Origin of the sequence: uncultured Oceanisphaera sp. (assembly GCF_947495715.1) — a bacterium.
Taxonomy (GTDB): domain Bacteria; phylum Pseudomonadota; class Gammaproteobacteria; order Enterobacterales; family Aeromonadaceae; genus Oceanimonas; species Oceanimonas sediminis.
Genome location: NZ_CANLZU010000002.1, coordinates 117572 through 143439, shown reverse-complemented (window position 1 = coordinate 143439; position 25868 = coordinate 117572). Strand labels below are relative to the sequence as shown.

Below are 25868 nucleotides of genomic sequence, written 5' to 3'. Positions count from 1 at the left end.
TGTTGCCTCTGATCTGAGGCCTTGATATAACCAGATCATTACTGGGATTGGTATGAGGCGTGAGGCCAGATTACAGCAGCCGCTTCAGCCGGTGCCAGGCACAAAAAAGCCCGAATCAATTCGGGCTTTTTCTTATCACTTGAAAGCTTACCGCTGTCCTTCGAGCTTATTCTTGCTCGGACTTGGGATACTTGGCAGCCGTTTCCTTGATCAGCGGCTGCAGTTCGCCCTGCTGGAACATTTCCATGATGATGTCGCAACCGCCGACCAGCTCACCGTCAACCCACAGCTGGGGAAAGGTCGGCCAGTTGGCGTACTTCGGCAGTTCGGCACGAATTTCCGGGTTCTGCAGAATATCCACGTAGGCGAAGGGTTCGCCACAATTCATCAATGCCTGAGAGGCCTGGGCAGAAAAACCACAGCTGGGAAACTTGGGTGACCCTTTCATGTAGAGCAGAATTGGGTTTTCACTGATTTGGGTTTTGATTTTTTCAATTGTGTCCATGGGGCACCTCGGCAGACGACGGTTAGAAAACGGGATTTGTTAAAGGCCCCATTCTACTTTATCCCTTCCTCGTCACAAGAGCGGGACACCATAAATTGGTATTGGCAATATATTAACCCGGATCAGGCCCCTGCCCTCGATGTTCCGGTTAAAAGTCGCCGTTTTTCAGCGTCTTCACGCCCCTGTGTACCCCTACAAAAGCTATTGTTGTTTCGCCGTCCGGCAAACTGCTACAATCCTTTCAGCAATTTAGCGGTTTGCGGCTATGAAATGTCGGCCGCCCCGCCATGGAAAGAAAGCAAGTCAGCAATGTCGAGACCAGCCTCAGGCTGGCACCATCAAAATGGAGAATATAATAATGGCATTTGAACTTCCCGCTCTGCCCTACGCCAAAAACGCGCTGGAACCGCATATCTCTCAGGAAACCCTGGAATATCACCACGGCAAGCACCACAACTCCTACGTGGTCAACCTGAACAACCTGGTTCCCGGCACCGAGTTCGAAGGCAAGTCTCTGGAAGAGATCATCACCACTTCTACCGGTGGCATCTTCAACAACGCCGCCCAGATCTGGAACCACACCTTCTACTGGAACTGTCTGGCTCCCAACGGTGGCGGCGAACCTACCGGCGCCCTGGCCGATGCCATCAATGCCGCCTTCGGCTCTTTCGATGCCTTCAAGGAAGCGTTCACCAAATCCTGTGTGACCAACTTCGGCTCCGGCTGGACCTGGCTGGTGAAAAAGGCCGACGGCTCCGTGGCCATCGCCAACACGTCCAATGCCGGTTGCCCGCTGACCGACGCTACGACCCCGCTGCTGACTTGTGATGTGTGGGAACACGCCTACTACATCGACTATCGCAACGTGCGTCCCGACTATGTGAAGGCCTTCTGGTCTCTGGTCAACTGGGAATTCGTGGCAGAAAACTTCGCCAAGTAAGTCCTGGTTAGCTAAAAACACCCCGGCTTGCCGGGGTGTTTTTGTTACTGAATCTTTTTTATACAGCCTGTTTGGGTGTAAAATGCGCCCTCTTTTATTTTTGTCTCTTTAAAGTGAGTTAAGCCCAGTGAGTATGACTGTTCCCCGTATCGGCTTTGTGTCTCTCGGTTGCCCTAAAAACCTGGTCGATTCCGAGCGAATTCTGACCCAGCTGCGTATCGAAGGTTATGATGTGGTGCCTTCCTACGATGATGCCGATCTGGTGATCGTCAATACCTGTGGCTTTATCGACAGCGCCGTGCAGGAATCGCTGGAAGCGGTAGGCGAAGCCCTGAGCGAAAACGGCAAGGTGATCGTCACCGGTTGTCTGGGTGCCAAGGAAGATCAAATCCGTGAAGTGCACCCCAAGGTACTGGAAATTACCGGCCCCCATTCCTACGAGCAGGTACTGGAGCACGTGCATCGTTATGTACCGCGCCCGCAATACAACCCCTTCGTCAACCTGGTACCCGAGCAGGGCGTTAAACTGACACCCAAGCATTTCGCTTATCTCAAGATTTCCGAAGGCTGCAACCACAAGTGCACCTTCTGCATCATCCCCTCGATGCGCGGCGATCTGGACAGCCGTCCCATCGGTGATGTGCTGAGCGAAGCTCGCCGCCTGGTAAATGCCGGCGTGAAAGAGCTGCTGGTTATCTCCCAGGACACCTCCGCCTACGGCGTGGATGTGAAGCACAAGACCGGTTTCGCCGACGGCATGCCGGTCAAGACCCAGATTCAGGCCCTGTGCGAAGAACTGGGCAAGATGGGCGTCTGGGTGCGGTTGCATTATGTCTACCCCTACCCGAGTGTGGATAACCTGATCCCGCTGATGCGTGACGGCAAGATACTGCCTTATCTGGATATTCCGCTGCAGCATGCCAGCCCCCGCATCCTCAAGCTGATGAAGCGCCCCGGTGCCGTGGATCGCACCCTGGAACGTATTCGCAGCTGGCGTGAAGTCTGCCCGGAGATCACCATTCGCTCTACCTTCATCGTCGGCTTTCCCGGTGAAACCGAAGAAGACTTCCAGATGCTGCTCGACTTCATCGAGCAGGCCGAGCTGGATCGGGTCGGTTGCTTCACCTACAGCCCGGTGGAAGGCGCTCGCGCCAACGAGCTGGCCGATCCGGTGCCGGAAGAGGTCAAGCAGGAGCGGTTTGAGCGTTTCATGTCGCTGCAGCAGGCAATCTCCACTCGCAAGCTGGCCCAGAAAGTCGGCAAGGTGATGCAGGTGCTGATCGACGAGGTAGACGAAGAAGGCGCCATCGGTCGTTCCAGCGCCGATGCTCCCGAAATCGACGGCGTTGTCTACCTGAACGGTGAAACCGACCTCACTCCCGGCCAGATGGTACCCGTGACCATCACCCATTCAGACGAGTACGATCTCTGGGGTGAACTGGCCTGATAGCCGCCCACCTTCTGCAAAAGCCCCGGCAACGGGGCTTTTTTGTGTCCGCTTTTTTGTATCCATAAGCTGGTAGCTAATACCAATCCCAGTAATGATCTGGTCATATTGAGGCCCCAGACCAGAGGCAACACAGCCGCCGCCCTCGACACGCCATGGGCTAAGGCCATCTGCGGCTGCAAACATTCACTGGATGTTTGGTCCATCACCGAACTTGATGCAGGCAGCAAGCTGCCCCATGGGGGCTCGGAAATGCCGTCTGACCGCCAGGGACGGCGGGAATGCCGGAACAGCAGGAGCATTTTTCGGCCATGGCATTTCACGGTCGTGGGAGCCGTTCTCTGTTGCCTCTTCTGGAACACCGAGTTGCCCGCAGACGGCGCCAACAGACGATTCAGCTGCATCAAGGAGGGCAAAGGGATCTGCTCCAGCGACCGTCACATGACAAGGATGTCATGTGCTGAGCGTCACATGGATGTGCTAGCAGCGGGTCGGTGGGGCAGACCCTTTGTCCGACGTTTATACAGAAATGAAATAGATCATTTGTTTAATGTTATTGGTATTAATTCACCTCATTTGTTACTCAGCAACATTTCTGTTGCTGCGGCTTTCAACCAAAAAGGCTTTTTCTCGGCTGCAGTCATACTTTGGTCGAGTGAGACTCTTCAGCCAATCGATTGTCCTGTATAGTAGATCCTGTTTTTACGCCGTCCAGGGTCAGTCCTGGCCCGTTTCATCGAGCCCGGTAGTCCAGATGAATACATTAGAAAAAATTACAAAAAGTATCGAGAGTTTCAGCAAGTCTGAAAGAAAAGTGGCAGAAGTGATCCTCGCCTCGCCACAAACCGCCATCCATTCCAGCATTGCCACCCTGGCCAAACTGGCGGATGTGAGCGAGCCGACCGTCAATCGCTTTTGTCGCCGGCTCGACACCAAGGGCTTTCCGGACTTCAAGCTGCATCTGGCCCAGAGCCTGGCCAACGGCACTCCCTATGCAAACCGTCATGTAGAAGAAGACGACAGCCCCGAGTCTTATACCGCCAAGATTTTCGAATCCAGCATGGCCTGTCTGGACTCCGCCCGTAATACCCTGGACCCACAGGCCGTCAATCGCTGCGTCGACCTGCTGACCCAGGCCAAGAAACTGTCGTTCTTCGGGCTGGGTGCCTCGTCGGCCGTGGCCCACGATGCCATGAACAAGTTTTTTCGCTTCAATGTACCGGTGCTGTGTTTCGACGACGTGGTCATGATGCGCATGAGCTGCATCAACAGCGCAGAAGGCGATGTGGTGGTATTGATTTCTCATACCGGCCGCACCAAGGCGCTGGTCGAAATCGCCCAGCTGGCCCGCCAGAATGATGCCATCGTCATCGGTCTGACCGCCAGAGACTCGCCCCTGGCACGAGAATGCACCATGGTGTTGTCGATGGAAGTGCCGGAAGACACCGACGTTTACCTGCCGATGGCCTCACGTTTGGCTCAAATGGTACTGATCGACGTACTGGCGACCGGCTTTATTTTGCGTCGTGGCAGCAAATTCCGCGAGAATTTAAGAAAGGTTAAAGAAGGGATCAAAAATTCACGCTTCGATAACCCCCATCTTTGATTTTGATCAAATGGCCGTAAAACACCGGCCATTTTTGTGACCTAGCCTACACTTTTCCATTTTCTTCAGTTACTATCGATAACAATTAAATAAACCAAGAGTGCAGCGTCAAACCGTGAGCAAGCCATTCAACACCCATAGAGAAGTTGTCACCACCTCGTTTTCTCCGGCTGCCACCCTCTTTGCTGCAGACATCCTTTGTTCTGATATCGCTTGCGCCCTGCCCGTTTCAAACGCAGCGCAACGTCCCCCTTTTTATGTGATCTACCTCTCAATTGGAGTCTCTTATGTTAAGACGTACCAAGATAGTTACTACCCTGGGTCCGGCTACCGATCGCGACAATAATCTCGAAGGCATTATCAAGGCCGGTGCCAACGTGGTACGTATGAACTTTTCCCACGGCACCGCAGAAGACCATTTGGCGCGCGCCAATCAGGTGCGGGAAATCGCCAAAAAGCTGGGCAAGCATGTGGCTATTCTGGGCGACCTTCAGGGTCCGAAGATTCGCGTATCTACCTTTAAAGACGGCAAAATTCATCTCAACATCGGCGACAAGTTCCTGCTGGATGCCGATCTGCCCAAGGGTGAAGGCTGCCAGCAACAGGTAGGCATCGACTATAAAGACCTGCCGAGAGACGTAAAAACCGGCGACATTCTGCTGCTCGACGATGGTCGGGTACAGCTGCGGGTTGAAGGCGTAGACGGCAACAAGGTACTGACCGAAGTCACCGTGGCCGGCCCCCTGTCCAACAACAAGGGCATCAACAAGAAAGGCGGCGGTCTTTCCGCGCCGGCCCTGACCGAAAAAGATAAGGAAGACATCATCACCGCCGCCAAAATCGGCGTCGACTACCTGGCCGTGTCTTTCCCCCGTACCGGTGCCGACATGCAGGTTGCGCGTGAACTGGCCCGTGCCGCCGGCAGCAATGCCAAGCTGGTGGCCAAGGTAGAGCGTGCCGAAGCCGTGGCCACCGATGCCGCCATGGAAGACGTGATCCTGGCCTCCGACGTGGTCATGGTAGCCCGGGGCGATCTGGGTGTTGAAATCGGTGACCCCGAGCTGGTGGGCGTACAGAAGAAGCTGATCCGTACCTCTCGTCGCCTGAACCGGGTCGTGATCACCGCCACCCAGATGATGGAGTCCATGATCTCGGCGCCGCTGCCGACCCGTGCCGAAGTCATGGACGTGGCCAACGCCGTACTGGATGGTACCGATGCGGTGATGCTGTCTGCCGAAACCGCCGCCGGTGACTTCCCGATTGAAACCGTCAAGGCCATGGCCGAAGTCTGCCTGGGCGCCGAAAAGCACCCCAGCGTCAACGTGTCCAACCACCGCATGAACTTCACCTTCACCTCGGTGGAAGAAACCGTTGCCATGTCTACCATGTATGCGGCCAACCACCTGCAGGGCGTGAAGGCCATCGTGGCACTGACTCACTCCGGCACCACACCGCTGCTGCTGTCCCGCATCAGCTCGGGTCTGCCGATCTTCTCCCTGTCCAGCGAAGAAACAACCCTGGCCTGGAGCAACCTGTACCGCGGTGTCACTCCGGTTCACTTCAAGCACGATGCCAACCAGAGCAGCACAGAAATCAGCCGTGCCGCCCTGGCAACCCTGAAAGCCGCCGGTTACGTGAACAGCGGTGACCTGGTTCTGCTCACCCATGGTGATACCATGGAAGTGGTTGGCAGCACCAACACTTGCAAGATCCTGACCGTCGAATAAGCCTTCCGCTTGACTGACGTTAAAAGCCGCCCTTTCGGGCGGCTTTTTTGTTTTTGGACTATCGCCATTTACGGACCAAGCTTTGCTGTTATACCAAACTGATTAAATAACTGATCTATTCGGTTGCTTTACAAAAGTAGGACAAAGGGTCCGCTCCACCGACTCGCCGTGAACCCATCCTTGGGGGCTCAGCCGCACCATCCATGGTGCGGATGGTCGGCTGAGCAGATCCCTTTGTCCTCCTTGATGCTGCAGAGTCATCTGTTGGCACTGTCTGCAGGCAACTCGGGGCTCAGAAAGAGTCAACAGAGACGAGCTCCCACGACCGTGAAATGCCAAGGAGGGCATTTCCGAGCCCCCATGGGGCAGCTTGCTGCCTGCATCAAGTTCGGTGATGGACCAAACATCCAGTGAATGTTTGCAGCCATCGCCAAACGCAGATGGCCTTAGCCCATGGCGTGTCGTGGGAGCCGGCTGTGTTGCCTCTGAGTTCGGACTCGAGAAAGATCAGATCTTTATTCAGATAGGTATTAGCCAGCACCTGTCTGCAAACAACAAGCGGCCTTCGGTATCCCGGTTAACACCTCAAGCCACCGCGGATGTTTTACTGCTGCTTGCCTGTCGACTCAACACGCCGGGTTCGAAGCTGTCGACCGCAATGGCGTTGCGGCGCAGTTCATCGGCGTGCTTCAGCTTCTGCACCTCGGTATCGTCGATGATCCCCTGCGCCTTGGCCTGCAGCAACAACTCATCGAACGCCAGCTTGCGCGGCAGGGTGCCGGCCTTTTGCGCCGCATGCAGTTTTTTCTCGACTGCCTGCACCGAAATCATGGCCAGAAAGGCGGCTTCCACCTCACTCAGCCCCGGCTTGCCTTCTGCCGGCACATAGCACAACGCCGTTAACCGGTCGCGTATGCCACCCGGCACCATCAGCACCTTGCCGATGGCCCGGGCATCTTTGTCCAGCGGCTTTTTATAGCGGTTACCCAATGGGAAGATCAGCGCCTTCAGGGTCAACGCCACCGGCCGGTTGGGGAAGTTCTGGAAGAAACCGTCCAGCGCCTCGCCAATCAGGTTCAGGTTGCGCGTCAGCGCATAATGCACAAACGGCAGCTCATCGGCGGGTCGGCCATTGTCCTCGAAATACTTGAGGGTGGCGCTGCCTAGGTAAAGATGACTCAGCACATCGCCCAGCCGTGCCGAAATCATCTCCTTGCGCTTGAGGTCGCCGCCCAGCAGCAGCATCGATATATCGGCACACAGCGCCAGCGCCTTGCTCATCCGCGCCAGCTGCTTGTAATAGCAAGCGGTTTCACCGGACACCGGCGCACCATTGAAACGGGCACCGGTCAGCCCTTGCCAGAGCGCACCGAATACGTTGCCGGTGGCAAAGCCGATGTGTTTGAACAGCAGCCGGTCAAACGCCTCCAGCCCTTCCTGTTCATTCGGGTTGGCCGCCGCCTCCAGCTCGGCCAGCACATAAGGGTGACAACGGGTGGCGCCCTGACCGAAGATCATCAGATTACGGGTCAGAATGTTGGCTCCCTCTACCGTGATCGCCACCGGTATGCCCATGTAGTTGTGCGCCAGATAATTCTTCGGCCCCATCTGAATGGCCTTGCCCGCATGTACATCCATGGCGTCATCCATCACGGTGCGCGCCATTTCGGTCATATGGTATTTGGAGATGGCGGTCACGATGGCCGGGCTTTCGTTCAAATCCAGTGCCCGGGCGGTCAAACGCCGGGTGGCTTCCAACTGATAGGTCAGGCCACCAATACGCGCCAGCGCTTCCTGCACCCCTTCGAATTTGCCGATGGACAAACCGAACTGCTTGCGTACATAGGCGTAGGCGCTGGTGCTGCGTACCGCCAGATGGCCGCTGGCGGTACCCAATGCCGGCAGGGAAATGCCCCGCCCCGCCGACAGGCATTCCACCAGCATGCGCCAGCCCCGTCCCGCATATTCCGGTCCGCCGATGATCCAGTCGAGGGGAATAAACACATCCTTGCCACGGGTGGTGCCGTTCAGAAACGCCAGCCCCATGGGAAAGTGACGGTCACCGGTTTCCACCCCCGGGTGGCTGGTCGGGATCAATGCGCAGGTAATGCCCGGCGCCGGGTCATCGCTCAGCAGCCCGTCGGGATCGAACAGCTTGAACGCCAGCCCCAGCACGGAAGCGCGCGGCGCCAGGGTAATATAACGTTTGTCCCAGTTCAGGCGAATGCCCAGCACCTGCTCGCCCCGGTATTCCCCCTCACACACCACGCCGCTGTCGGGAATGGCCCCCGCATCGGAGCCTGCTTCGGGCCCGGTCAGGGCGAAACAGGGCACTTCTTTCCCCCCGGCCAGATCGGGTAACCAGCGGTTTTTCTGTTGTTCGGTGCCGTAGTGCATCAGCAACTCGCCGGGGCCCAGCGAGTTCGGCACCATCACGGTGACCGCGGCGCTGACGCTGCGCGAGGCGATGCGCGCCACTATGGTGGAGTTGGCAAAGGCGGAAAAATCCCGGCCGCCATAGGATTTGGGGATGATCAGCGAGAAGAAACCTTCTTTTTTAATGTAGTCCCATACCGGCTCGGGCAGTTCGCGTTCATCGTTGACGATCTGATGATCGTCCAGCATGGCCAGCAGGGTTTCTACCTGGTTGTCGAGAAAGTATTGCTCTTCATCGGTCAGCGTCGAGGGGCCATATGCCATCAGCCGTGACCAGTCGGGCTTGCCGCCGAACAGCTCGCCGTCCCACCAGACGGAGCCGGCCTCCATCGCTTCCCGTTCGGTCACCGACAGCGGCGGCAGAATTTTCTTGAAGGTGGTAAAGGCCGGTTCACTGATCCACTTCTTGCGTAAACTCATGTTCCCTCTCCTCATTAACCGATATGGTCACTCAACAGGGTGTGGCGCCCACGCCACTGGCCAGATAAGGAATCACCTTGCGCACCAGCCCTTCCACATCGATGTCTTCATTAAAATCGACTTTGGCAATGTCCCGCAGCGCTTCACTGGACGCCATGGTGAATACCACGGTACCCAGGGTGAAGTGCAGTCGCCAGAACACATCGGCCGACGATAATTCCGGCGCCGCCTTGTGAATGGCCCGGGTAAAGTGTTCCAGCACCTCGCCATAATGATTGACGATAAACCAGCGCAAAAAACCCTGGTTATCGATATAGCCACGGCCCAGCAACTGTAAAAAGATTTCGGGTCCGCGCCGTTTGAGCACCGTCAGCTCCATCAATGGCGCCACAAAGCAATCGAATACCTGGTGCAGGGTAATGGCGGGATCAACAAGCAGTTGCCGCAGCGCCGCATCGGCCCGGGGCATGAAGATGGCCAGATAGCGATCCATCACCGCCTTGATCAGGTCTTTCTTGGAGCCGAAATGATAATTGACCGCGGCCAGATTCACGTCGGCCGCGCTGGTGATCCGCCGCAGCGAGGTATCGTTGAACCCCTGCTCGGCGAACAACACCTCGGCGGCATCGAGTATCTTCTGCTTGGTATCTTTTTTGCCCACTTTGCCTGCGGCTTTGCTCACGACTCACCTCAAAAATAAAACAACTGTTTGAATTTACGTTTCATGGCCGCTGACTGTCAAGCTAAACCGCGGCGATAAATTTTTTCCTTTTTTACCGCATATCACGGGAACCTTCGGCTCGTTCTTTGCTCCAATGTAATGCCACTGCAATTAAGCACTAAGTCTTCGCCCAGCGCTTGCTGGGCATTTTTTTGCACGCCGTTCTTTGCAATCGCTCTTTTGCGTACAATACGCGCCTAGTACCCACCCATGACAAGGGAGCAGCATGATGACCCTGGCCGATGCCCCGGCAGAAGTACAACTGGCGGTAGACTTGATTGAACTACTGGAGCTCAATGACGTGGATCCGGCTGTTGCCCTGGCCGCACTGGCCATCGTCAGAACCGATTGTGAGCGCAAACTGACACGGCCCGATCAGCCGGGCCAATAAGCCGATAACTCAGGCTCTGTCTATTGAAAATACGCTCAGATGCATCGACGGCCTCTTTGTGGGGCCGGTACCGATGGCGCTGCTGGTGGCCATCTGGCGGGAGTGGCTGCACAGCCTGATCCCGGACACCCGGGCATAAAAATACGGGCACTGGGCCCGTATTGGTTTGCTGTCGCCAGGTACGCGATAACGCTTACTCGGATGCCGCTATCAGGCTGGCGTTGCCGCCGGCTGCCGTGGTGTCGACACAGAGGTGGCGCTCGATCACGAAGCGCTCGGGCGCATCCTGACTGGTCAGCAGCGGCAACAGGGCACCGTCACGTTTCGCCAGAGCAACACGGTATTGCCGCAGTGTCGGCTCGGCAGCCGCACTGACCAGCGCCTCGAATCCGCCAACGGTTTTCAGGGCGGCAGGCTGCAACAGACCTTCCAGCCCCAGTACGGGAATACCTGCCAGGCCTGCCAGTGCCGCGGGTGCGCCCGGCGCTACCACGACCACGCCGTTACCCTGCGACAGGGCAATGCCGGCCTGCTTCATGGCCGAGGCCAGATCCGGCCCCAGACAGAGCACAACACCACGAGGACGGCAAGACAGCCGGTTCAGCTCCCCGGTCGGTCCCGGCATTTCTTCCGGTGCGGCATCGAGGGCCGCGGGCACGGTACCAAAAACGGGCTGCAGCCGCGCCGCCCGATCCCGGGCCACGGACCAGGCCTTCACATCCAGCCGGGTGATCGCCCGCTGCAGCTGATCCGCGGTAACCGTTTCTGCCCCGGCGGCGTCTACCGTCGCTACCGCGCCGGTTTTCATGAAGCGGCGCACATACTGGGGGCCACCCGCTTTCGGACCCGTGCCCGACAGCCCCTCGCCACCAAAGGGCTGAGAGCCGACGATGGCGCCGATCTGATTGCGGTTGACGTAGATGTTACCCACCTTGACCCGGTTGACGATGCGCTCAACCCGCTTGTCGACCCGGGTATGCAGGCCGAAGGTCAGGCCGAAGCCCTGGGCGTTGATCTGATCGACCACCTGCTCGATTTCGTCCGCCTCGAAGGTGGCCACGTGCAGTACCGGCCCGAAGATTTCTTCTTCCAGCTCATGAATGCCTTCCAGCCGGATCACCGTCGGTGCCACGAAACGCCCCTCTGCCGGTACCGGCAGTTGCTTGAGCACCCGCCCCATGGCGGCAAATTTCTTGCAATGGGCTTCGATACCCTGCTTGGCATTGTCGTCGATCACCGGGCCCACATCGGTAGACAGCAACCAGGGATCACCCACGCTCAGTTCGTCCATGGCACCGAACAGCATCTCCAGCAGGTGATCGGCGATGTCCTTCTGCACATAGAGCATGCGCAGGGCGGAGCAACGCTGACCGGCACTCTGGAACGAAGAAGCCAGTACATCGCGTATCACCTGCTCCGGCAGGGCGGTGGAGTCCACGATCATGGCGTTCAGACCGCCGGTTTCGGCCACCAGGGGGGCATCCGGCGCCATTGTCTCGGCCATCACCTTGTTGATGTGCTGGGCCGTGGCGGTAGAGCCGGTGAAGCAGACGCCGGCAATACGCGGATCCGAGGTCAGCGCCGCACCGACGGTGCTGCCGCCACCGGGCAGCAGCTGAATGGCGCCCTTGGGAATACCGGCTTGATGCATCAGCTCGACGGCCCGGGTGGCGAGCAGTGCGGTCTGACCCGCCGGCTTGGCGATAACGGCATTGCCTGCCGCCAGCCCCGCCAGTACCTGACCGGCGAAGATTGCCAGCGGAAAGTTCCAGGGTGAAATACAGGCAATGACACCGCGTCCGGCACCGAACTCCTGGTTGCGTACCGCTTCGTTCGGATAGTAACGGGCAAAGTCGACGGCTTCGCGAATTTCGGCCACGCCATCGAGCAGGCTCTTGCCCGCTTCTCGGGTCGCCAGGGCGAACAGCTCGTGGACATGCTCTTCAAACAAGTCGGCCACCCGGCGAATGCGGCTGGCCCGCTCTTCTACCGACAGGGCGGACCAGGCCTGGAAGCCCGTTTGTGCTGCGCGAATGGCACCTTCGATATCTTGCTTCGAGGCCTGGGTCACATGACCCACCAGATCGGACGGCCTGGCCGGGTTGCGCACTTCCTGCACCTCGCCACCCTGCACCGCGCAGGCCAGCACGGGGCCGCCGGTCCACTGATGGCGCTTGAAGCGGCCACGGCCCTCTTCGATCTCGGCCACTTCCACCGGATCTGTGATGTCCCAGCCCTTGGCATTGAGGCGCTCGGCACCATACAGATCCGCCGGGCGGGCAATGATTTTACTCGACACCGCATCCCCCATGGCCGCGACGGTATCGAAGGGGTCGCGAGCGATGTCTTCGGGCTGAATGCGGGTATCGACAATCTGGTTGACGAAGGAGCTGTTGGCACCGTTTTCCAGCAGGCGGCGTACCAGATAGGCCAGCAGATCCTGGTGGGCCCCCACGGGGGCGTAGATACGACAGCGGGTTCCCTGCTTGGTGAGCACCGCATCATGCAGCGATTCGCCCATGCCGTGCAGACGCTGGAATTCGAAGCAATCGCGACCCTGAGCCAGTTCCAGAATGGCCGATACCGAGTGGGCATTGTGGGTCGCAAACTGGGGATAGATACGATCGGTCATCGCCAGCAGTTTTCTGGCGCAGGAAATGTAGGACAGATCGCTGTTGACCTTGCGGGTGAAGACCGGAAAATCGGTCAGGCCCATCACCTGGGCGCGCTTGATCTCCGCATCCCAGTAGGCGCCTTTGACCAGGCGTACCATGATGCGTCGGTCCAGCTTTTCGGACAGTGCATACAGCCAGTCGAGCACATGCGCCGCCCGCTTGCCGAAGGCCTGCACCACGACACCAAAGCCGTCCCAGCCCGCCAGCGAGGGATCGGACAGCACCGCTTCGATCACATCCAGAGACAAGTCCAGGCGATCGGCTTCTTCCGCATCGATATTGAAGCCCATATTGGCGGCCTTGGCCTGTCTGGCCAACTCCAGCGCCCGGGGCACCAGCTCGTTCATGACCCGATCTTGCTGGCCGAATTCGTAGCGGGCGTGCAGTGCGGACAGCTTGACCGAAATACCCGGGTTGTTGCGAATTTCCTGGTGACCACAGTGCGGTGCCAGGGACTTGATGGCATCGGAATAGGCGCGGTGATAGCGCAGCGCATCCCCGTCGGTACGAGCCGCCTCTCCCAACATATCGTAGGAATAGGTATAGCCCCGCGCTTCATAATTTTTCGCACGCTTGAGTGCTTCTTCGATATTGCGGCCCAAAACGAACTGGCGCCCCATTTCCTTCATGGCCTGAGCCACGGCCGTGCGCACCACGGGCTCGCCGAGACGCTTGACCATGCCGCGCAGGGTGCTCGCCAATCCCTTGCGGTCGACCGGCGAAAGCAGCTTGCCGGTCACCAGCAGTGCCCAGGTGGAGCTGTTGATCAGCGAGGAGCCGGAGCGGCCACGGTGCTCGGCCCAGTTGCCGGATGAAATCTTGTCTTCGATAAGCTCGTCGATGGTGCTCTTGTCCGGCACCCGCAGCAGGGCCTCGGCCATACACATCAGGGCCACGCCTTCCTTGGTGGTCAGGCCGTACTGGGCAAGAAATTTTTCCATGATGGTTGGCGTGGCGTTGGCACGCACATCCTTAACCAGCGCGATCGCCCGTGCGGAGATGTTGGCACGCTCACCGGGGGATACCTGTGCACTGGCCGCCAACGCCTTGACGACGGTGGCCTCATCGGCCAGATAGTGGCTACGCATCTGTTCCCGGCTGGACGCCATCGATTGTGCTTGTTCTTTCATCCGACCTACTCCCTTGATATATGCAGTCTTGTTGCCGCCATTCTACCCACAAACAGAGAGTCACATTTCCTATATGAAATCCATAAGCCTTACCTTATGACTATTTATTAATGTTAATTTTTAACTTTTCACCATAAAAATATAAATAACAGGAAAATAGACTAACCTCGCCATCCAAAGCTGGTCCCGGCAAGGCACGACATTCTCCGGAGAAGTACCGGATTTCGAGTATGAAGACGCCTGCTCTCGGGCGTTATCAGGGTTGACACACACCGCCACCGCTCTGAAACCGATAGTCCATTTCACCAATAAATAAACGTATGTAGAATATTGGAATATATTTAAACAACCCAATGGGAATAAAAACCAAAAATGACAGAAAAAACAGGAAATCTGGATAGAGCTGATCTGCAGATCATCAAGGAACTCCAGGAAGATGCTCGAATGACACTTACCGAGCTGGCTTCCCGCGTCGGCCTGTCGAAGACCCCCTGCCAGCTGCGAATGCGCCGACTCGAGGAACAGGGCTATATCACCGGTTATACGGCGCTGGTCGATCATGGCAAGCTCGGCATGAATCATATCGCCTTTGTCCAGGTCACCCTCAACGATACCAGCAGCAAGGCCCTGACCGCCTTTAACAAGGCCGTCCGCAAGATCGGAGAAGTCGAGCAGTGCCACATGATCGCCGGCGGTTACGACTATCTGCTGAAGGTACGTACCAACGATATGGTCGCTTACCGCATGGTGCTGGGTGAAAAACTCTCCACCCTGCCGCATGTGGTGCAAACCAGTACCTTCGTGGTCATGGAAAGTGTGAAGGATCTCGGCCTGTAGGTACGGCCTTAGACCAGAGGCAACTCCTTGGTATCAGGGAGGTATTCACAGCGAGTCGGTGGAGCGGGCCATTTGTCCGACGTTTGTACTGAAATAAAAACAGCGGGAAGTCGATGTCGACTTCCCGCTGGTCATTTACGGCTTACGGCTTACGGCTTATAAAGTTTACAGCTCTTCTTCCAGATAGGTATACCCTTCCAGACCGGCGGTCAGCTCTTTCATCAGCATGGCGCGGGTTTCTTCATCCAGATCCGGCTGATTCACCAATACCTCGTAACGGGCGTTGATCACCGACGGATCTATGTCCACATAACGCAGCATGTCGGCTACCGTGCTGCCGGCTTTCACGTTATTGACCACCACCTTGCCCTGCTCGTCTACCGACACTTCCGCGCTGTGGGTATCACCGAACAGGTTGTGCATGTCGCCCAGAATTTCCTGATAGGCGCCCACCAGGAAAAAGCCCAGATACTGGGGCTGACCGGGAATAAACTCCGGCATCGGCAGCGTGGTTTCCACCCCCTGGCCATCCACGTACTGATCGATGGCACCGTCCGAATCACAGGTGATATCCAGGATCACCGCACGACGGGTCGGCGCTCTGTCCAGACCATCCAGCGGCAATACCGGGAAAATCTGATCGATACCCCAGGCATCGGGCAGCGACTGGAACAGGGAGAAGTTGACGAAACACTTGTCTGCCAGCTTCTCGTTCAGCTCGTCGATAATGGGTCTGTGCGCCCGGTTAACCGTATCCAGCCGTGACTTGATGCCCAGACAGATGTTGAGGTGCATTTCCTCGGCCCAGGCTCTGTCTTCCAGGGTCATCAGACCCATGTTGTACTGCTGGTGCACATCGGCCAGCTCGGCCACGGTATCGTGGTAGATTTCAAGCAATGGCGGATCTTCCTGGCACAGGTCTTCCCAGGTTTCCCAGATGTTCTGCAGCAGAAAGGCGGCGTCGTCTGCCGGCGCTTTCGCGGCCTGGGGTTTGGCCGACTCGGTGCTGATCACATCGGCTATCAGCATGGCATGGTGCGCGGTAATGGCCCGGCCGGATTCACTGATGATCAACGGATAAGGCAGCTCGAATTCGCGGCACACATCCCCGATACCCCACACCACATTGTTGGCGTATTCGCGCAGGTTATAGTTGGCCGAGCAATAGCTCTGCGAACGGGTTCCTTCGTAATCCACGCCCAGACCACCGCCCACATCGACGATGTCGACCGGTACGCCCATGCGGCGCAGCTCGCCATAGAAACGGCCGCATTCACGCACGCCTTTCTGAATGTCGCGAATGTTGGCAATCTGGGAGCCCAGATGAAAGTGCAGCAGCTGCAACCAGTCCAGGCAGTCTGCATCGCGCAACTGCTTGACCAGATTGAGCACATGAGCCGCGCTCAAGCCAAACTTGGACTTTTCACCGCCGCTGGACTGCCACTTGCCGGCACCCTGGGAGGCCAATCGGGCCCGCACACCGAGGCGAGGGGCCACGTTGAGGCGCCTGGCCTCCTCCATCACCATGGTCAGCTCGGACAGCTTCTCGATGACGATATACACCTGATGGCCCATCTTGGTGCCCATCAGCGCCAGACGAATATATTCCTTGTCTTTGTAACCGTTACAGACGATCACCGACTCGGTTTCATGACTGTGCGCAAGCACGGCCAGCAGCTCCGGCTTGGAACCCGCCTCAAGCCCAAGACGCGGCTTGTCTTTGTAGGCCTTGGTGACCGCGTCCAGCACACCGCGCTGCTGGTTGACCTTGATCGGATAAACGGTCAGGTAATCGCCTTCGTAACCGTAATCTTCGATGGCGCCGCTAAAGGCATTGAACAGGGCATCGATGCGGCTTTTGATAATATCGGGAAAACGCAACAACACCGGCGCGGCATAGCCTTCGGCCTTGAGCTGCTCGACCACCTCGGACACCACCACTTTGGCCTCGGGCCGGGTTTTATCGGGAGTCACCACCACCCGTCCCTGATCGTCCAGATGAAAGAAGCCCGCGCCCCAGTAAGGCAGGTTATATACTTTGAGCGCGTCGTTTGCGGACCATTCAGCCATATTCTTTGTCCCCTTTGATTGTAAGGGTCATAGAAGATCCGGGCCTGGGTAAGACCCGGTACGATAATTTTTTGACGCTCGGAGGGTATCGAGCGCCCGCGACTTCAGCAAGCATCACCGCAACATTAATACCAACATTAATGGCAACGGCCATGGGCATGGCTTGTCCTGAAAAACGGGAGCCGAGTCTACACACAGACTCGGGCGCTGACCAGTGTATGAAACCACTTGCAGCCATTTTATTGCGCCGCCCGTATCTCCAGTAACGAGCCCAGGGTATGCAGAAAATGCAGACCGTAATGACGCCCCAGTTCATAGTCCTGTTCCAGCTGCGCCCGACTCGATCCCAGCACCCGGCTTTGCAACGGCTGGTGTGGAAAAATCTCGATGATCTGCGCATCCTTCGGCGGGCAATGGATGAAGTCGTGAAAGTCGTTGAAGCAGCGTTCATGCGCCTCCACTATCTGCATCAGATCGCCCAGCCGTTCCCGGCCTATCCAGCCTTCCAGCTTGCGTGCCCAATGTGGACTGAAGCGGCTGTGCTGGGGCACGGTGCGGATCACCACTATGGTGCGCGCCCCGCGACGATAGGCCTCGCGCACCGGAATGGCGTCGGCGACGGCACCGTCCACATAACGTTCTCCCTGCCACTCCACTCCGGCCCGGTAAAACAATGGAATCGCGCTGGACGCCTTCAACCCCAGCATCCAGTCGCTCTCGCCCGGGTGAAAATAATGGGGTTGGTAATCCCCGGTACGGGTGCTGCAAAACAGCAGCTCGCGCCCGTTCAGCCGCTTGCGACCGGTGTGAATATCCAGCGGCAGGCCATGGGTCAGGACGTCGAAAAACCAGTCCAGATCCACCAGGTCACCGCCACGGGCAAAGTGCAGCGGCCGGAAAAAATCGGCACGGGTGGTATATTCCTCAATCAAGGTGCGGGCGTACCCCCGGGCATCACAGACAAAGGCGGACAGGTTCTGTGCACCGGCCGAGGTCCCGATCAGAATATCGAAGGGGTCGAAACGGGCTTCCATAAAGACATCCAGCACCCCGGCGGTAAAAATGCCCCGCTGCCCGCCCCCTTCACACACCAGGGCCATCTTGCCGCTGCGTCCCCCGGCATCGGCATACAAGGGGGTGATATGGTCAAGGCTGACCGAAACATGATTGGTCATAGTGATTCCCTTCATCAAACCGTATGCATGGTGCCATGGCACCGTCATCGGGACGGATTGGAATTCACGTTATGATGCGGGTGACAGGCTGCTGTCCCGCATTCGACCCGATACTAAAATCATAGCCAATCCATCGCGTGGGGGCGGATTACGGGGTTAACGGTCACTGTGGCCCAGGTCTCTGTCCGGCGCGATATGATCCCGCAACCGCTGTTTAACCTCTTTGGCTTCGGGAAAGCCCTCGTCGGCCACCCGACACCAAATCAGGGTGCCGTCGACCAGGATCTGGAACTGGCCTTTTTCACCCGGGATCAGGGCCACCTCGCCCACCTCGTCATTGAAGGTCGACAATATTTCCTGCGCCAGCCAGGCCGAGCGCAACAGCCAGCGGCACAGGGAACAGTAGCGAATTTCCACTCTCGGTTTCATGGTTTTCCTTCTCTCAAAATAAAAAGTCTCGGAACGAAAAAGGGGTCGGCGTCGATAAATGACGCCGACCCCTTTTTATAACATGACTATCAGTATAACGAGTCCTGCGGCCACACCAGCCAGAGGCTTAGCGCCCCCACCAGCAACGCCGACACCACCGCCGCCAGTGCCGACCACCCGGCCCCTTTATGGCGCAGACCCTGCTCCACCAGAGGCGGTACCAACGCCAGCGCCACCAGCCACCCGTCCATGGGGATAAACTGCCAGCACAGGGTCAGCAACAACACATAAACGCCGGTAAAGTGCCGATCGGACACGGCACGATTCAGGCCACTCAACCACAAGATGCCGGCCAGCACCGCCAGAGATCCGGCGAGCTGGGCCAGCAGCAGGCTGCCGCCGATGGCCACGGTAATGGCGAAAGCGGCACCACCGACGGCAAAGCCCAACCCGGCCCGGCCGCTACCGCCGCGCCACTCTCGCCAGCCCTGCCATAGCCAGAACACCAGCAGGCCGAACAGCGCCTCTGGATAGCGACCGAGCAAGGGCCATAACGCCAGTAGAAACACCCCACTGACCAGCACGGGAGTCAGTATTCGACGCCACAGGCCCGGTAACAGTTCGGCCAGCGCCACTGCCCAGAGGGCAAACGGCAACCACTGGGTTCCCTTGGTCGGTAACAAATACCAGCCGGATGCCCAGCCCATGGTTACCCATACCGCCACCCCGGCCAGCCACCAGAATGCAGGCGGGCGCCACCAACCGATGGCGCCCGCAAACAAGGCCGGCAGCAGTGTCTGCAGCAGCAGATCCACGCCCATATCAACCTCCGACGTTACTGACGAATGCCTTCGACAAACAGCTTGATATGAATGTCGTCACCCACGCCGGGCAGGCCATAACTCATGCCGAAGTCACTGCGCTTGATGGTGGTTTCAGCATTGAAACCGTTACGATAGCCGCCCCAGGGATCTTCACCCTCGCCGACAAAATCGACGTCAAAAGTCACCGGCTGGCTCACGCCGTGCACGGTCAGGTCGCCACTCAGCTTGCCGCTGTCTTTGTCACCTTCATAACCGGTGCTGGAAAAATTCAGGGTCGGATACTGGCGCACATCGAAGAAGTCGGGGCTGCGCAGATGCTTGTCCCGTTCTTCATGGTTGGTATCGACGCTGTCGGCCTCTATGGTAAAGCTGGCCTTGGCGGCAGCCGGGTTTTCCGCGTCGAACTGGTACTCGCCTTCCAGTGTGTTGAAGCGCCCCAGCAGGGTACTGAAGCCCATGTGACTCACTTCAAAAACGGCCGTGGTATGAGCGGGATCCACCTTGTAATCGGCGGCCATCACCGGCCCGGCCAGTGCCAGGGAAGAAACCAGCAGGGCTACTTTTTTCATGTTCATAACAATCTCCGTTTCTGCCTAAATCAGGCGCAGATGGCGCCATATGATGCGTCTGGACTAGATAGTAGGATGCCTTGCAAACGAGAACAATTATAGCTTAACTAAAACATTATCAACTTTTAGTTAATAATGTTGTCTATTGGCACGCCGGTACTTCAAAGAGAACAAAGAAGTTGAAGATGATAAATAATGTTCATGGAATTGGTATAAGGAAGCATAAAACGTGGATCAATTATCCGCCATCCGGACCTTTTGCAAGGTAGTAGAACTGCAGAGTTTTACCAAAACCGCGCAGCAGCTGGAGCTGTCGGTCGCCATGGTATCGAAACAGGTGGGCCTGCTGGAGCAACATCTCAACGCCCGGCTGCTGATGCGCACGACTCGACGGGTCAGCGTCACCGAAGCCGGCCAGCTCTATTACGCACGCTGTCATGCCATTCTGGCCGAGCTGGAGCAGGCCGACGCCATGATCTCGGATCACAGTCGCCGACCCAGTGGCCCTATTCGTATCTCTGTGCCCATGGACTTCGGTACCCTCAAGGTGGCGCCGCTACTGGCGGAGTTTCACCGCCGCTACCCGGATATTCAGCTGATTCTGGAATACAGCGACCGTCTGGTGGCCCTGGTAGAAGAAAACTTTGATCTGGCGCTGCGCATCGGCGCCCTGCCCGACTCGTCGCTGATTGCCCGCCCTCTGGCACAGATACCGCTGCTCACCTGTGCCGCGCCCGACTACCTGGACCGGCACGGCACTCCCTCTCATCCTTCGGCGCTAGCCGACCATAACTGCCTGCTCTATACCCTGAGCGAACCGCAATGGAGCTATCGGCAACAGGGGCACCATTATCCGGTGCGGCCCAAAGGCGCCATGCGTGCCAATACCGGCCGGGCACTGGCCCTGGCCGCCAGTCAGGGCATGGGCGTGATCATGCAGCCCCGCTTTATCGTGGAAGATTATCTGGCGCAGGGAACCCTGGTGCCGCTGCTGGAAGAGTTTGAACTACCGGCTGTCAGCCTGAACCTGCTCTACCCGCACCGGCATTTTCTGCCCAGTCGGGTAAAGTGCTTTGTGGAATACATGGAAGACTGCTTCAAACAGACAAAATAAAGGGCGCATCGGCGCCCTTGTTCTTGATGAACCATGGTTAACGAACCATGGCTAACGAACCACCATTAACGAGTGACGATCAGCGTTTTACCCCCATCAGAAACTCCTGGCGGGTTTCGGGACGGCTCTTGAAAATACCACCAAGCGAGGTGGTGGTGGTGGCGCTGGTGGCATCCATCACGCCGCGGGCCTTCACACAATAATGGGTGGCAGTAATGCTGATCGCGACGTCATCCGACTCCAGCAGCGCCTGCAAGGCCACCAGCACCTGCTGGGTCAGTCGTTCCTGCACCTGCGGGCGACGGGCAAAAAACTGCACGATGCGGTTGATCTTCGACAGCCCAATCACCTTGCTGCGCGGAATATAGGCCACGGTAGCCGTACCGTCGATGGTCACGAAGTGATGCTCGCAGGTGCTGGTCAGGGTGATGTCCCGCACCTGCACCATTTCATCCACCTTCATCTTGTTCTCGATCAGGGTGATTTTGGGGAAGTAGCTGTAATCCAGACCGGAGAAAATTTCACGCACATACATCTTGGCGATGCGCTGCGGGGTTTCGGCCAGGCTGTCATCTTCGAGATCCAGGCCCAGCACGTCCATCATCTCGGTCATCAGGCCGGTAATGCGCGACTGTTTTTCATCCAGGGTCAGATGATTACTTTTCATCGGGGTTTCCAGTCCCCTGGCCTCGAGGGCAGAACGAACTCGAATGGCGGCGTCGCTCAAAGCGGTCATGACAGGCTCCGTTGAATAAATAAAAAGCGGTAAAAAAACTGCTGGAATGGTAGTGCATTTATGGTCTGGTGTGAATGATGGATTCATTTCCTAACCTGCAGAGAAAGATGACAAAAAACATTTTAAACTGGAATAATGAGCTCAACCGTCCCCACAACAGGTAACCCAAGATGGCCATTCATGATTGCGACAGCCAACCCGGACTGCGTCCCTATCTCGACGCCAGACACGAGATGCTCTCTCGTCTCGAGGCAATAACCGACAGCACCCCCGTTTCGCTGGAACAGGCGCTGAACCGTATTTTGGCCGACGATATTCACTCTCCCCTCGACGTGCCCTCTTTCGCCAACTCGGCAATGGACGGCTACGCCCTGCGCGCCGCCGATGTAACCGACGAGGCCGCCCTCACCCTGGTCGGTACCAGCCTGGCCGGGCATCCGTTCAACGGCAGCATTGGGCCCGGTGAATGCGTACGCATCATGACCGGTGCCGCCCTGCCGCTGGGCGCCGACGCCGTGGTGATGCAGGAAAACTGCCGCTCGGAGCACAACATCATCTACCCCCGGGGCCCGGTGACCGAAGGCCGGCATGTACGTTTGCCCGCCGAGGATCTGGCCCAGGGCGAACGGGTCTTTGCCGCCGGCACCCGCATCAACGCCCGGGTGTTGTCGGTACTGTCCTCGCTCGGGCTGGAGCAGGTCTATGTTCAACGTCAGCTGACGGTGGCCTTGCTGTCGACCGGTGACGAGCTGAAAAGCCCGGGCGAGCTGCTCGCCCCCGGCGATATTTATGACTCCAATCGCATCGGTGTCGGCGCCATGCTCGAACGGCTCGGCATTCGGGTCCTCGACTACGGCATTATCCAGGACGATCCTGCGCTGATCCGTCAGGCCTTTATCAAGGCCGCCACCGAAGCCGATGCGCTGATCACCTCCGGTGGCGTGTCGGTGGGCGATGCGGACTACACCAAGCAGGTGCTGGAAGAGGTGGGCCGCATCGGCTTCTGGAAACTGGCCATCAAGCCCGGCAAGCCTTTCGCCTTCGGCCACATCAACAACTGTCCCTTCTTCGGCCTGCCCGGCAATCCGGTATCGGCCGCCGTCACCTTTCACCTGCTGGTGCGCCCGGCTCTGGCCACCCTGGCCGGTGAAACTCTCAAGCCCACTCCTTTGCTGCAGGCGAAGGCGCTGATGCCATTCAAGAAAAGTCCCGGCCGCATGGACTTTCAGCGTGGCACGGTCAGCACCCAGGCCGACGGCAGTCTGGGCGTCGTGGCCGCCGGTGCCCAGAGCTCGGCGGTTTTCAGCGCCATGGCCGAGGCCAATTGCCTGCTGCACCTGGAGCAGGACAGAGGCAACGTGAGTGAGGGCGATATGGTCACTCTGGAACTGATTGACGGCTTGTACTGGTGATGCAGCCACTCAACGACGACGAATGGCTGCGCTACAACCGCCAGATAGTGCTGCGCCAGTTCGATATAGAGGGGCAGGAGGCATTGAAAAATGCCGCCGTGCTGATCATCGGCGCCGGTGGTCTGGGCTGCGCCGCCGCCCAGTATCTGGCGGTAGCCGGGGTGGGCCAGATCACCCTGGTCGATCACGACCGGGTCGAGCTGTCCAACCTGCAGCGCCAGGTACTGCATCAGGATGGTGATATAGGCCGGCTCAAGGTGGACTCCGCCGCCGACAGCCTGCGCGCCGCCAACCCCTATCTCGAGGTGGTTACCCACGCCTGCGACGCCGATGATGCCCTGCTCACCCGGCTTATCCCCCAACATCAGCTGGTACTGGACGGCACCGACAACCTGGAGACCCGCCAGCGGGTCAACCGGCTGTGCTTTGCCACCAAAATCCCCTTGGTGTCGGCGGCGGTGATCCGCATGGAAGGCCAGCTCAGCGTCTTTACCTATGGCGACGATGAGCCCTGTTACGGCTGTTTGAGCCGGCTGATGGGCGACGGCACCCTGAGTTGTGTGGAGGCCGGGGTACTGGCCCCCATGGTGGGCGTGATGGGTTCCCTGCAGGCGCTGGAAGCGATCAAGCTGCTGGCCAACATGGGTCGTTCGCCCAAAGGCAAGCTGTTACTGGTCGACGGTCTCAACCTCAACACTCGGGAGCTGACCCTGCCCAAGGCACCCGACTGCCCGATATGCGGGGGAAATTCGTAGCAGTAGACGGTGTGCAATGTGATAGTTTCAGAGGGTAAAGAATGCCGTAGCCCAGAGGCAACCCTGTTGCCTCTTTTACACTACAGATCCAGCAGAATTGAAAACAGGGGTTGGCGGAGCGCTACACCCCGCGTTCGTTATTCCAGATCAGTACGTGCAACTGGGGCAGTACCCGGGCGTTGAACCAGCGATCGGCGGTCACCTTGTCCACCAGCCAGCGCAGGCGAGCGTTGAGCGACGCGGTGTCGGTTTCCAGATCCGGCTGCTCGGGGGTAGCCGGGCTCGGATTGCACGGCTGCAGGGTCAGCGGCAGTTGCGGATAATCGGCGGCCACTGCCCTCGCCCATTGGTAATCGGCCTCGTCGGCGATCACCAGCTTGAGGCTGACTCGCGTCTGTTCGCCGGCGGCAGCCAGGCCGGCCTCGAACCGACTGCGATTGAAGGCCATGCCGGACGACGGCGGCTTGGGGCTGAGGGTGAGATGATCGAGCCGCGCAAACCAGTCCTGTACCTTGCTGCCCTGGGTTTCCATGGCGAAGGTATAGCCCTCGGCATGACCCAGTTCCAGCAGCTCGCTTAATGGCTGCAGCGCCGGATTGCCGCCAGACAGGGTCACCAGCAGCGGCTGGCCACCGCTCAATTGCTTCACCTCGGCCATAATGGCCTCGGCGCTCATCGGTGCCCAGTCGGCCTTGAAGCGCGGCTCTACCGCATAGAGGGTGTCACACCAACTGCAACGAAAGTCGCAGCCACCGGTACGAACGAACAGGGTCGGCACGCCGATAAGCGCCCCTTCGCCCTGAATGGTGGGGCCGAAGATCTCGCTGATGGCGATACTCATGGCCGGTACTCCGCCCAGGTTTTGGGGGTTTCCGATACCGCCACCGCGCTCACCTCGGGCCAACGCGCCCGGGCCCAGTCGAACAGATGGCGGGCCAGCCGTTCGGCGGTGGTGCACTCGTCGCCCAGCACCTCGTTGAGGTGGCGGTGATCGAGCTTGTCGTCGATGTAGTCCTTGAACGCCTTGAGTTCAAGGTAATCACGCACGAAGCCGTATTGATCCAGCACCTCGCTTTGCAGCTCGATGACCACCACGTAGTTGTGACCGTGCAGCCGGGCACAAGGGTGCCAGTCCGGCATCTGGTGCAGCTGGTGGGAGGCGGAAAAGTGAAACTCTTTCTTTATGGTGTACATTTTTCCACCCTCGCCACGGCCTCGAGCCAATACTCTTTATCCAGATAGGGAGTCGGATCTTCCACCCCGGCCAGGGTCATGGCTTCGATACGCTCCACGCAAGTGCCACAGCGACCGCAGTGAAGTTCGTCGCCTTCGTAGCAGGACCAGGTGTCGGCCACCGGTACCGTAAAGCGCGCCGCATCGCGGGCGATGTCGGTCTTGTCGCTGTCTACGTAGGGGGCAAACAGGGCCACTTCGGCCACGCCGTCCAGCGCCCGGGCCTGCATTTCGCCAAACAGGCGAATAAAGTCGGGTCGACAGTCGGGATAGATGAAGTGATCACCGCCGTGTACCGCCAGTGCCACCGTGTCCAGACCACGGGCGGCGGCCACGCCGAAAGCGATGGTGAGCATGATGGCGTTGCGATTGGGCACCACCGTCAGTTTCATGTTTTCTTCGCTGTAGTGGCCGTGGGGCACCTCGATGTCGTCGGTCAGCGCCGAGCCGGACAGCTGACGGCCGATGTGACCGATGTCCATCACCAGATGCGGTACCCCGAGTCGCTCGGCGCACAGGCGGGCGGCATCGATTTCTTTCTTGTGGCGCTGACCATAATCGAAGGTCAGCAGAGCACCGAGGGATTGCTCCGCCGCCAGCCGATAAGCCAGGGTCACGGAGTCGAATCCACCGGAGCAGATCAGTAATGCTTTCATATTGTGTCCTTGTTTTGTCCGGGTAGGCTGCGACCGGGAGTAAAAGCGGGGTGCATTTTA

At 58.2% G+C, this 25868-nt stretch carries 22 protein-coding genes; 9 read left to right on the top strand and 13 right to left on the bottom strand.

Annotation, left to right across the window (positions count from 1 at the left end; all coding sequences use genetic code 11):
* Nucleotides 1-166: 166 nt before the first annotated feature.
* Entirely contained in the window at nt 167-505 is a 339-nt protein-coding gene (locus tag Q0753_RS01955) for a Grx4 family monothiol glutaredoxin (protein WP_071471778.1), read from the bottom strand.
* Nucleotides 506-863: 358 nt separating this feature from the next.
* On the opposite strand from Q0753_RS01955, the gene sodB reads away from it, so the two are divergent.
* From sodB to pyk, 4 genes are all read left to right on the top strand, one after another.
* Nucleotides 864-1445: a superoxide dismutase [Fe] gene (sodB, locus tag Q0753_RS01950; RefSeq protein ID WP_298716366.1), complete on the top strand. Its 582-nt coding sequence runs from the start codon at nt 864-866 to the stop codon at nt 1443-1445.
* Nucleotides 1446-1578: 133 nt separating this feature from the next.
* Nucleotides 1579-2892, top strand: coding sequence for a 30S ribosomal protein S12 methylthiotransferase RimO (gene rimO / locus Q0753_RS01945; protein ID WP_298716611.1), 1314 nt, complete (start codon nt 1579-1581; stop codon nt 2890-2892).
* Nucleotides 2893-3646: 754 nt separating this feature from the next.
* Entirely contained in the window at nt 3647-4498 is an 852-nt protein-coding gene (locus Q0753_RS01940; protein WP_298716363.1) for a MurR/RpiR family transcriptional regulator, read from the top strand.
* Between the two features lie 287 nt (nt 4499-4785).
* On the top strand, nt 4786-6225 hold the full coding sequence (gene pyk / locus Q0753_RS01935; protein WP_298716360.1) for a pyruvate kinase: 1440 nt from the start codon (nt 4786-4788) through the stop codon (nt 6223-6225).
* A gap of 585 nt (nt 6226-6810) precedes the next feature.
* Here pyk and Q0753_RS01930 read toward each other — a convergent pair.
* Both Q0753_RS01930 and Q0753_RS01925 read right to left on the bottom strand, forming a co-directional pair.
* The gene (locus Q0753_RS01930) at nt 6811-9081 is read right to left on the bottom strand and encodes an acyl-CoA dehydrogenase (protein WP_298716355.1); all 2271 of its coding nucleotides are present in this window, start codon (nt 9079-9081) and stop codon (nt 6811-6813) included.
* A 31-nt stretch (nt 9082-9112) separates the two neighbouring features.
* Complete coding sequence (locus Q0753_RS01925; protein WP_367179486.1) at nt 9113-9742, bottom strand: TetR/AcrR family transcriptional regulator; 630 nt, start codon at nt 9740-9742, stop codon at nt 9113-9115.
* Nucleotides 9743-10031: 289 nt separating this feature from the next.
* Between Q0753_RS01925 and Q0753_RS01920 the strand changes: the two genes are divergently transcribed.
* Nucleotides 10032-10193 carry a DUF2496 domain-containing protein gene (locus Q0753_RS01920; RefSeq protein WP_298716609.1) on the top strand — a complete coding sequence of 54 codons (162 nt, stop codon included), beginning with the start codon at nt 10032-10034 and terminating at the stop codon, nt 10191-10193.
* 193 nt (nt 10194-10386) lie between these two features.
* Here the strand turns inward: Q0753_RS01920 and putA are convergent, their stop codons facing one another.
* Nucleotides 10387-13998, bottom strand: a complete 3612-nt coding sequence (gene putA, locus Q0753_RS01915; protein ID WP_298716348.1) for a bifunctional proline dehydrogenase/L-glutamate gamma-semialdehyde dehydrogenase PutA — start codon at nt 13996-13998, stop codon at nt 10387-10389.
* A gap of 372 nt (nt 13999-14370) precedes the next feature.
* Here putA and Q0753_RS01910 point away from each other — a divergent pair, with 372 nt between their 5' ends.
* Nucleotides 14371-14835 (top strand): Lrp/AsnC ligand binding domain-containing protein, encoded by a 465-nt coding sequence (locus Q0753_RS01910; RefSeq protein WP_298716346.1) that lies wholly within the window; start codon nt 14371-14373, stop codon nt 14833-14835.
* A gap of 165 nt (nt 14836-15000) precedes the next feature.
* On the opposite strand, the gene speA is transcribed toward Q0753_RS01910, so the two are convergent.
* From speA to Q0753_RS01885, 5 genes are all read right to left on the bottom strand, one after another.
* On the bottom strand, nt 15001-16905 hold the full coding sequence (gene speA, locus Q0753_RS01905) for a biosynthetic arginine decarboxylase (RefSeq protein WP_298716343.1): 1905 nt from the start codon (nt 16903-16905) through the stop codon (nt 15001-15003).
* A 239-nt stretch (nt 16906-17144) separates the two neighbouring features.
* Entirely contained in the window at nt 17145-18080 is a 936-nt protein-coding gene (locus Q0753_RS01900) for a patatin family protein (protein ID WP_298716340.1), read from the bottom strand.
* 156 nt (nt 18081-18236) lie between these two features.
* Nucleotides 18237-18509, bottom strand: a complete 273-nt coding sequence (locus tag Q0753_RS01895) for a SelT/SelW/SelH family protein (RefSeq protein ID WP_298716337.1) — start codon at nt 18507-18509, stop codon at nt 18237-18239.
* Between the two features lie 89 nt (nt 18510-18598).
* Nucleotides 18599-19330 (bottom strand): hypothetical protein, encoded by a 732-nt coding sequence (locus Q0753_RS01890; protein ID WP_298716335.1) that lies wholly within the window; start codon nt 19328-19330, stop codon nt 18599-18601.
* Nucleotides 19331-19344: 14 nt separating this feature from the next.
* Nucleotides 19345-19908 carry a YceI family protein gene (locus Q0753_RS01885; RefSeq protein WP_298716332.1) on the bottom strand — a complete coding sequence of 188 codons (564 nt, stop codon included), beginning with the start codon at nt 19906-19908 and terminating at the stop codon, nt 19345-19347.
* Between the two features lie 223 nt (nt 19909-20131).
* Between Q0753_RS01885 and Q0753_RS01880 the strand changes: the two genes are divergently transcribed.
* The gene (locus Q0753_RS01880) at nt 20132-21016 is read left to right on the top strand and encodes a LysR family transcriptional regulator (protein WP_298716329.1); all 885 of its coding nucleotides are present in this window, start codon (nt 20132-20134) and stop codon (nt 21014-21016) included.
* 79 nt (nt 21017-21095) lie between these two features.
* On the opposite strand, the gene folE is transcribed toward Q0753_RS01880, so the two are convergent.
* Nucleotides 21096-21752, bottom strand: a complete 657-nt coding sequence (gene folE / locus Q0753_RS01875) for a GTP cyclohydrolase I FolE (protein WP_298716326.1) — start codon at nt 21750-21752, stop codon at nt 21096-21098.
* Between the two features lie 170 nt (nt 21753-21922).
* On the opposite strand from folE, the gene glp reads away from it, so the two are divergent.
* Together glp and Q0753_RS01865 are read left to right on the top strand one after the other, a co-directional pair.
* Nucleotides 21923-23164 (top strand): gephyrin-like molybdotransferase Glp, encoded by a 1242-nt coding sequence (glp, locus tag Q0753_RS01870; protein ID WP_298716324.1) that lies wholly within the window; start codon nt 21923-21925, stop codon nt 23162-23164.
* Complete coding sequence (locus tag Q0753_RS01865) at nt 23161-23919, top strand: molybdopterin-synthase adenylyltransferase MoeB (RefSeq protein WP_298716322.1); 759 nt, start codon at nt 23161-23163, stop codon at nt 23917-23919. The genes glp and Q0753_RS01865 overlap by 4 nt, the downstream gene beginning before the upstream one ends.
* Nucleotides 23920-24040: 121 nt before the next feature.
* On the opposite strand, the gene queE is transcribed toward Q0753_RS01865, so the two are convergent.
* Genes queE through queC form a run of 3 tightly spaced genes read right to left on the bottom strand, consistent with a single transcriptional unit; the run spans nt 24041 to nt 25808 of the window.
* Nucleotides 24041-24760, bottom strand: a complete 720-nt coding sequence (gene queE / locus Q0753_RS01860; protein ID WP_298716319.1) for a 7-carboxy-7-deazaguanine synthase QueE — start codon at nt 24758-24760, stop codon at nt 24041-24043.
* The gene (gene queD, locus Q0753_RS01855; RefSeq protein WP_298716316.1) at nt 24757-25113 is read right to left on the bottom strand and encodes a 6-carboxytetrahydropterin synthase QueD; all 357 of its coding nucleotides are present in this window, start codon (nt 25111-25113) and stop codon (nt 24757-24759) included. The genes queE and queD overlap by 4 nt, the downstream gene beginning before the upstream one ends.
* Nucleotides 25101-25808, bottom strand: a complete 708-nt coding sequence (gene queC / locus Q0753_RS01850) for a 7-cyano-7-deazaguanine synthase QueC (RefSeq protein ID WP_298716313.1) — start codon at nt 25806-25808, stop codon at nt 25101-25103. The genes queD and queC overlap by 13 nt, the downstream gene beginning before the upstream one ends.
* Nucleotides 25809-25868 lie beyond the last annotated feature (60 nt).

Excerpts from the sequence above, each read along its gene's own strand:
- Q0753_RS01955 (WP_071471778.1), bottom strand. The coding sequence starts at position 505 with ATGGACACAATTGAAAAAATCAAAACCCAAATCAGTGAAAACCCAATT.
- sodB (WP_298716366.1), top strand. The coding sequence starts at position 864 with ATGGCATTTGAACTTCCCGCTCTGCCCTACGCCAAAAACGCGCTGGAA.
- rimO (WP_298716611.1), top strand. The coding sequence starts at position 1,579 with ATGACTGTTCCCCGTATCGGCTTTGTGTCTCTCGGTTGCCCTAAAAAC.
- Q0753_RS01940 (WP_298716363.1), top strand. The coding sequence starts at position 3,647 with ATGAATACATTAGAAAAAATTACAAAAAGTATCGAGAGTTTCAGCAAG.
- pyk (WP_298716360.1), top strand. The coding sequence starts at position 4,786 with ATGTTAAGACGTACCAAGATAGTTACTACCCTGGGTCCGGCTACCGAT.
- Q0753_RS01930 (WP_298716355.1), bottom strand. The coding sequence starts at position 9,081 with ATGAGTTTACGCAAGAAGTGGATCAGTGAACCGGCCTTTACCACCTTC.
- Q0753_RS01920 (WP_298716609.1), top strand. The coding sequence starts at position 10,032 with ATGACCCTGGCCGATGCCCCGGCAGAAGTACAACTGGCGGTAGACTTG.
- putA (WP_298716348.1), bottom strand. The coding sequence starts at position 13,998 with ATGAAAGAACAAGCACAATCGATGGCGTCCAGCCGGGAACAGATGCGT.
- Q0753_RS01910 (WP_298716346.1), top strand. The coding sequence starts at position 14,371 with ATGACAGAAAAAACAGGAAATCTGGATAGAGCTGATCTGCAGATCATC.
- speA (WP_298716343.1), bottom strand. The coding sequence starts at position 16,905 with ATGGCTGAATGGTCCGCAAACGACGCGCTCAAAGTATATAACCTGCCT.
- Q0753_RS01900 (WP_298716340.1), bottom strand. The coding sequence starts at position 18,080 with ATGACCAATCATGTTTCGGTCAGCCTTGACCATATCACCCCCTTGTAT.
- Q0753_RS01895 (WP_298716337.1), bottom strand. The coding sequence starts at position 18,509 with ATGAAACCGAGAGTGGAAATTCGCTACTGTTCCCTGTGCCGCTGGCTG.
- Q0753_RS01890 (WP_298716335.1), bottom strand. The coding sequence starts at position 19,330 with ATGGGCGTGGATCTGCTGCTGCAGACACTGCTGCCGGCCTTGTTTGCG.
- Q0753_RS01885 (WP_298716332.1), bottom strand. The coding sequence starts at position 19,908 with ATGAACATGAAAAAAGTAGCCCTGCTGGTTTCTTCCCTGGCACTGGCC.
- folE (WP_298716326.1), bottom strand. The coding sequence starts at position 21,752 with ATGACCGCTTTGAGCGACGCCGCCATTCGAGTTCGTTCTGCCCTCGAG.
- glp (WP_298716324.1), top strand. The coding sequence starts at position 21,923 with ATGGCCATTCATGATTGCGACAGCCAACCCGGACTGCGTCCCTATCTC.
- queE (WP_298716319.1), bottom strand. The coding sequence starts at position 24,760 with ATGAGTATCGCCATCAGCGAGATCTTCGGCCCCACCATTCAGGGCGAA.
- queD (WP_298716316.1), bottom strand. The coding sequence starts at position 25,113 with ATGTACACCATAAAGAAAGAGTTTCACTTTTCCGCCTCCCACCAGCTG.
- queC (WP_298716313.1), bottom strand. The coding sequence starts at position 25,808 with ATGAAAGCATTACTGATCTGCTCCGGTGGATTCGACTCCGTGACCCTG.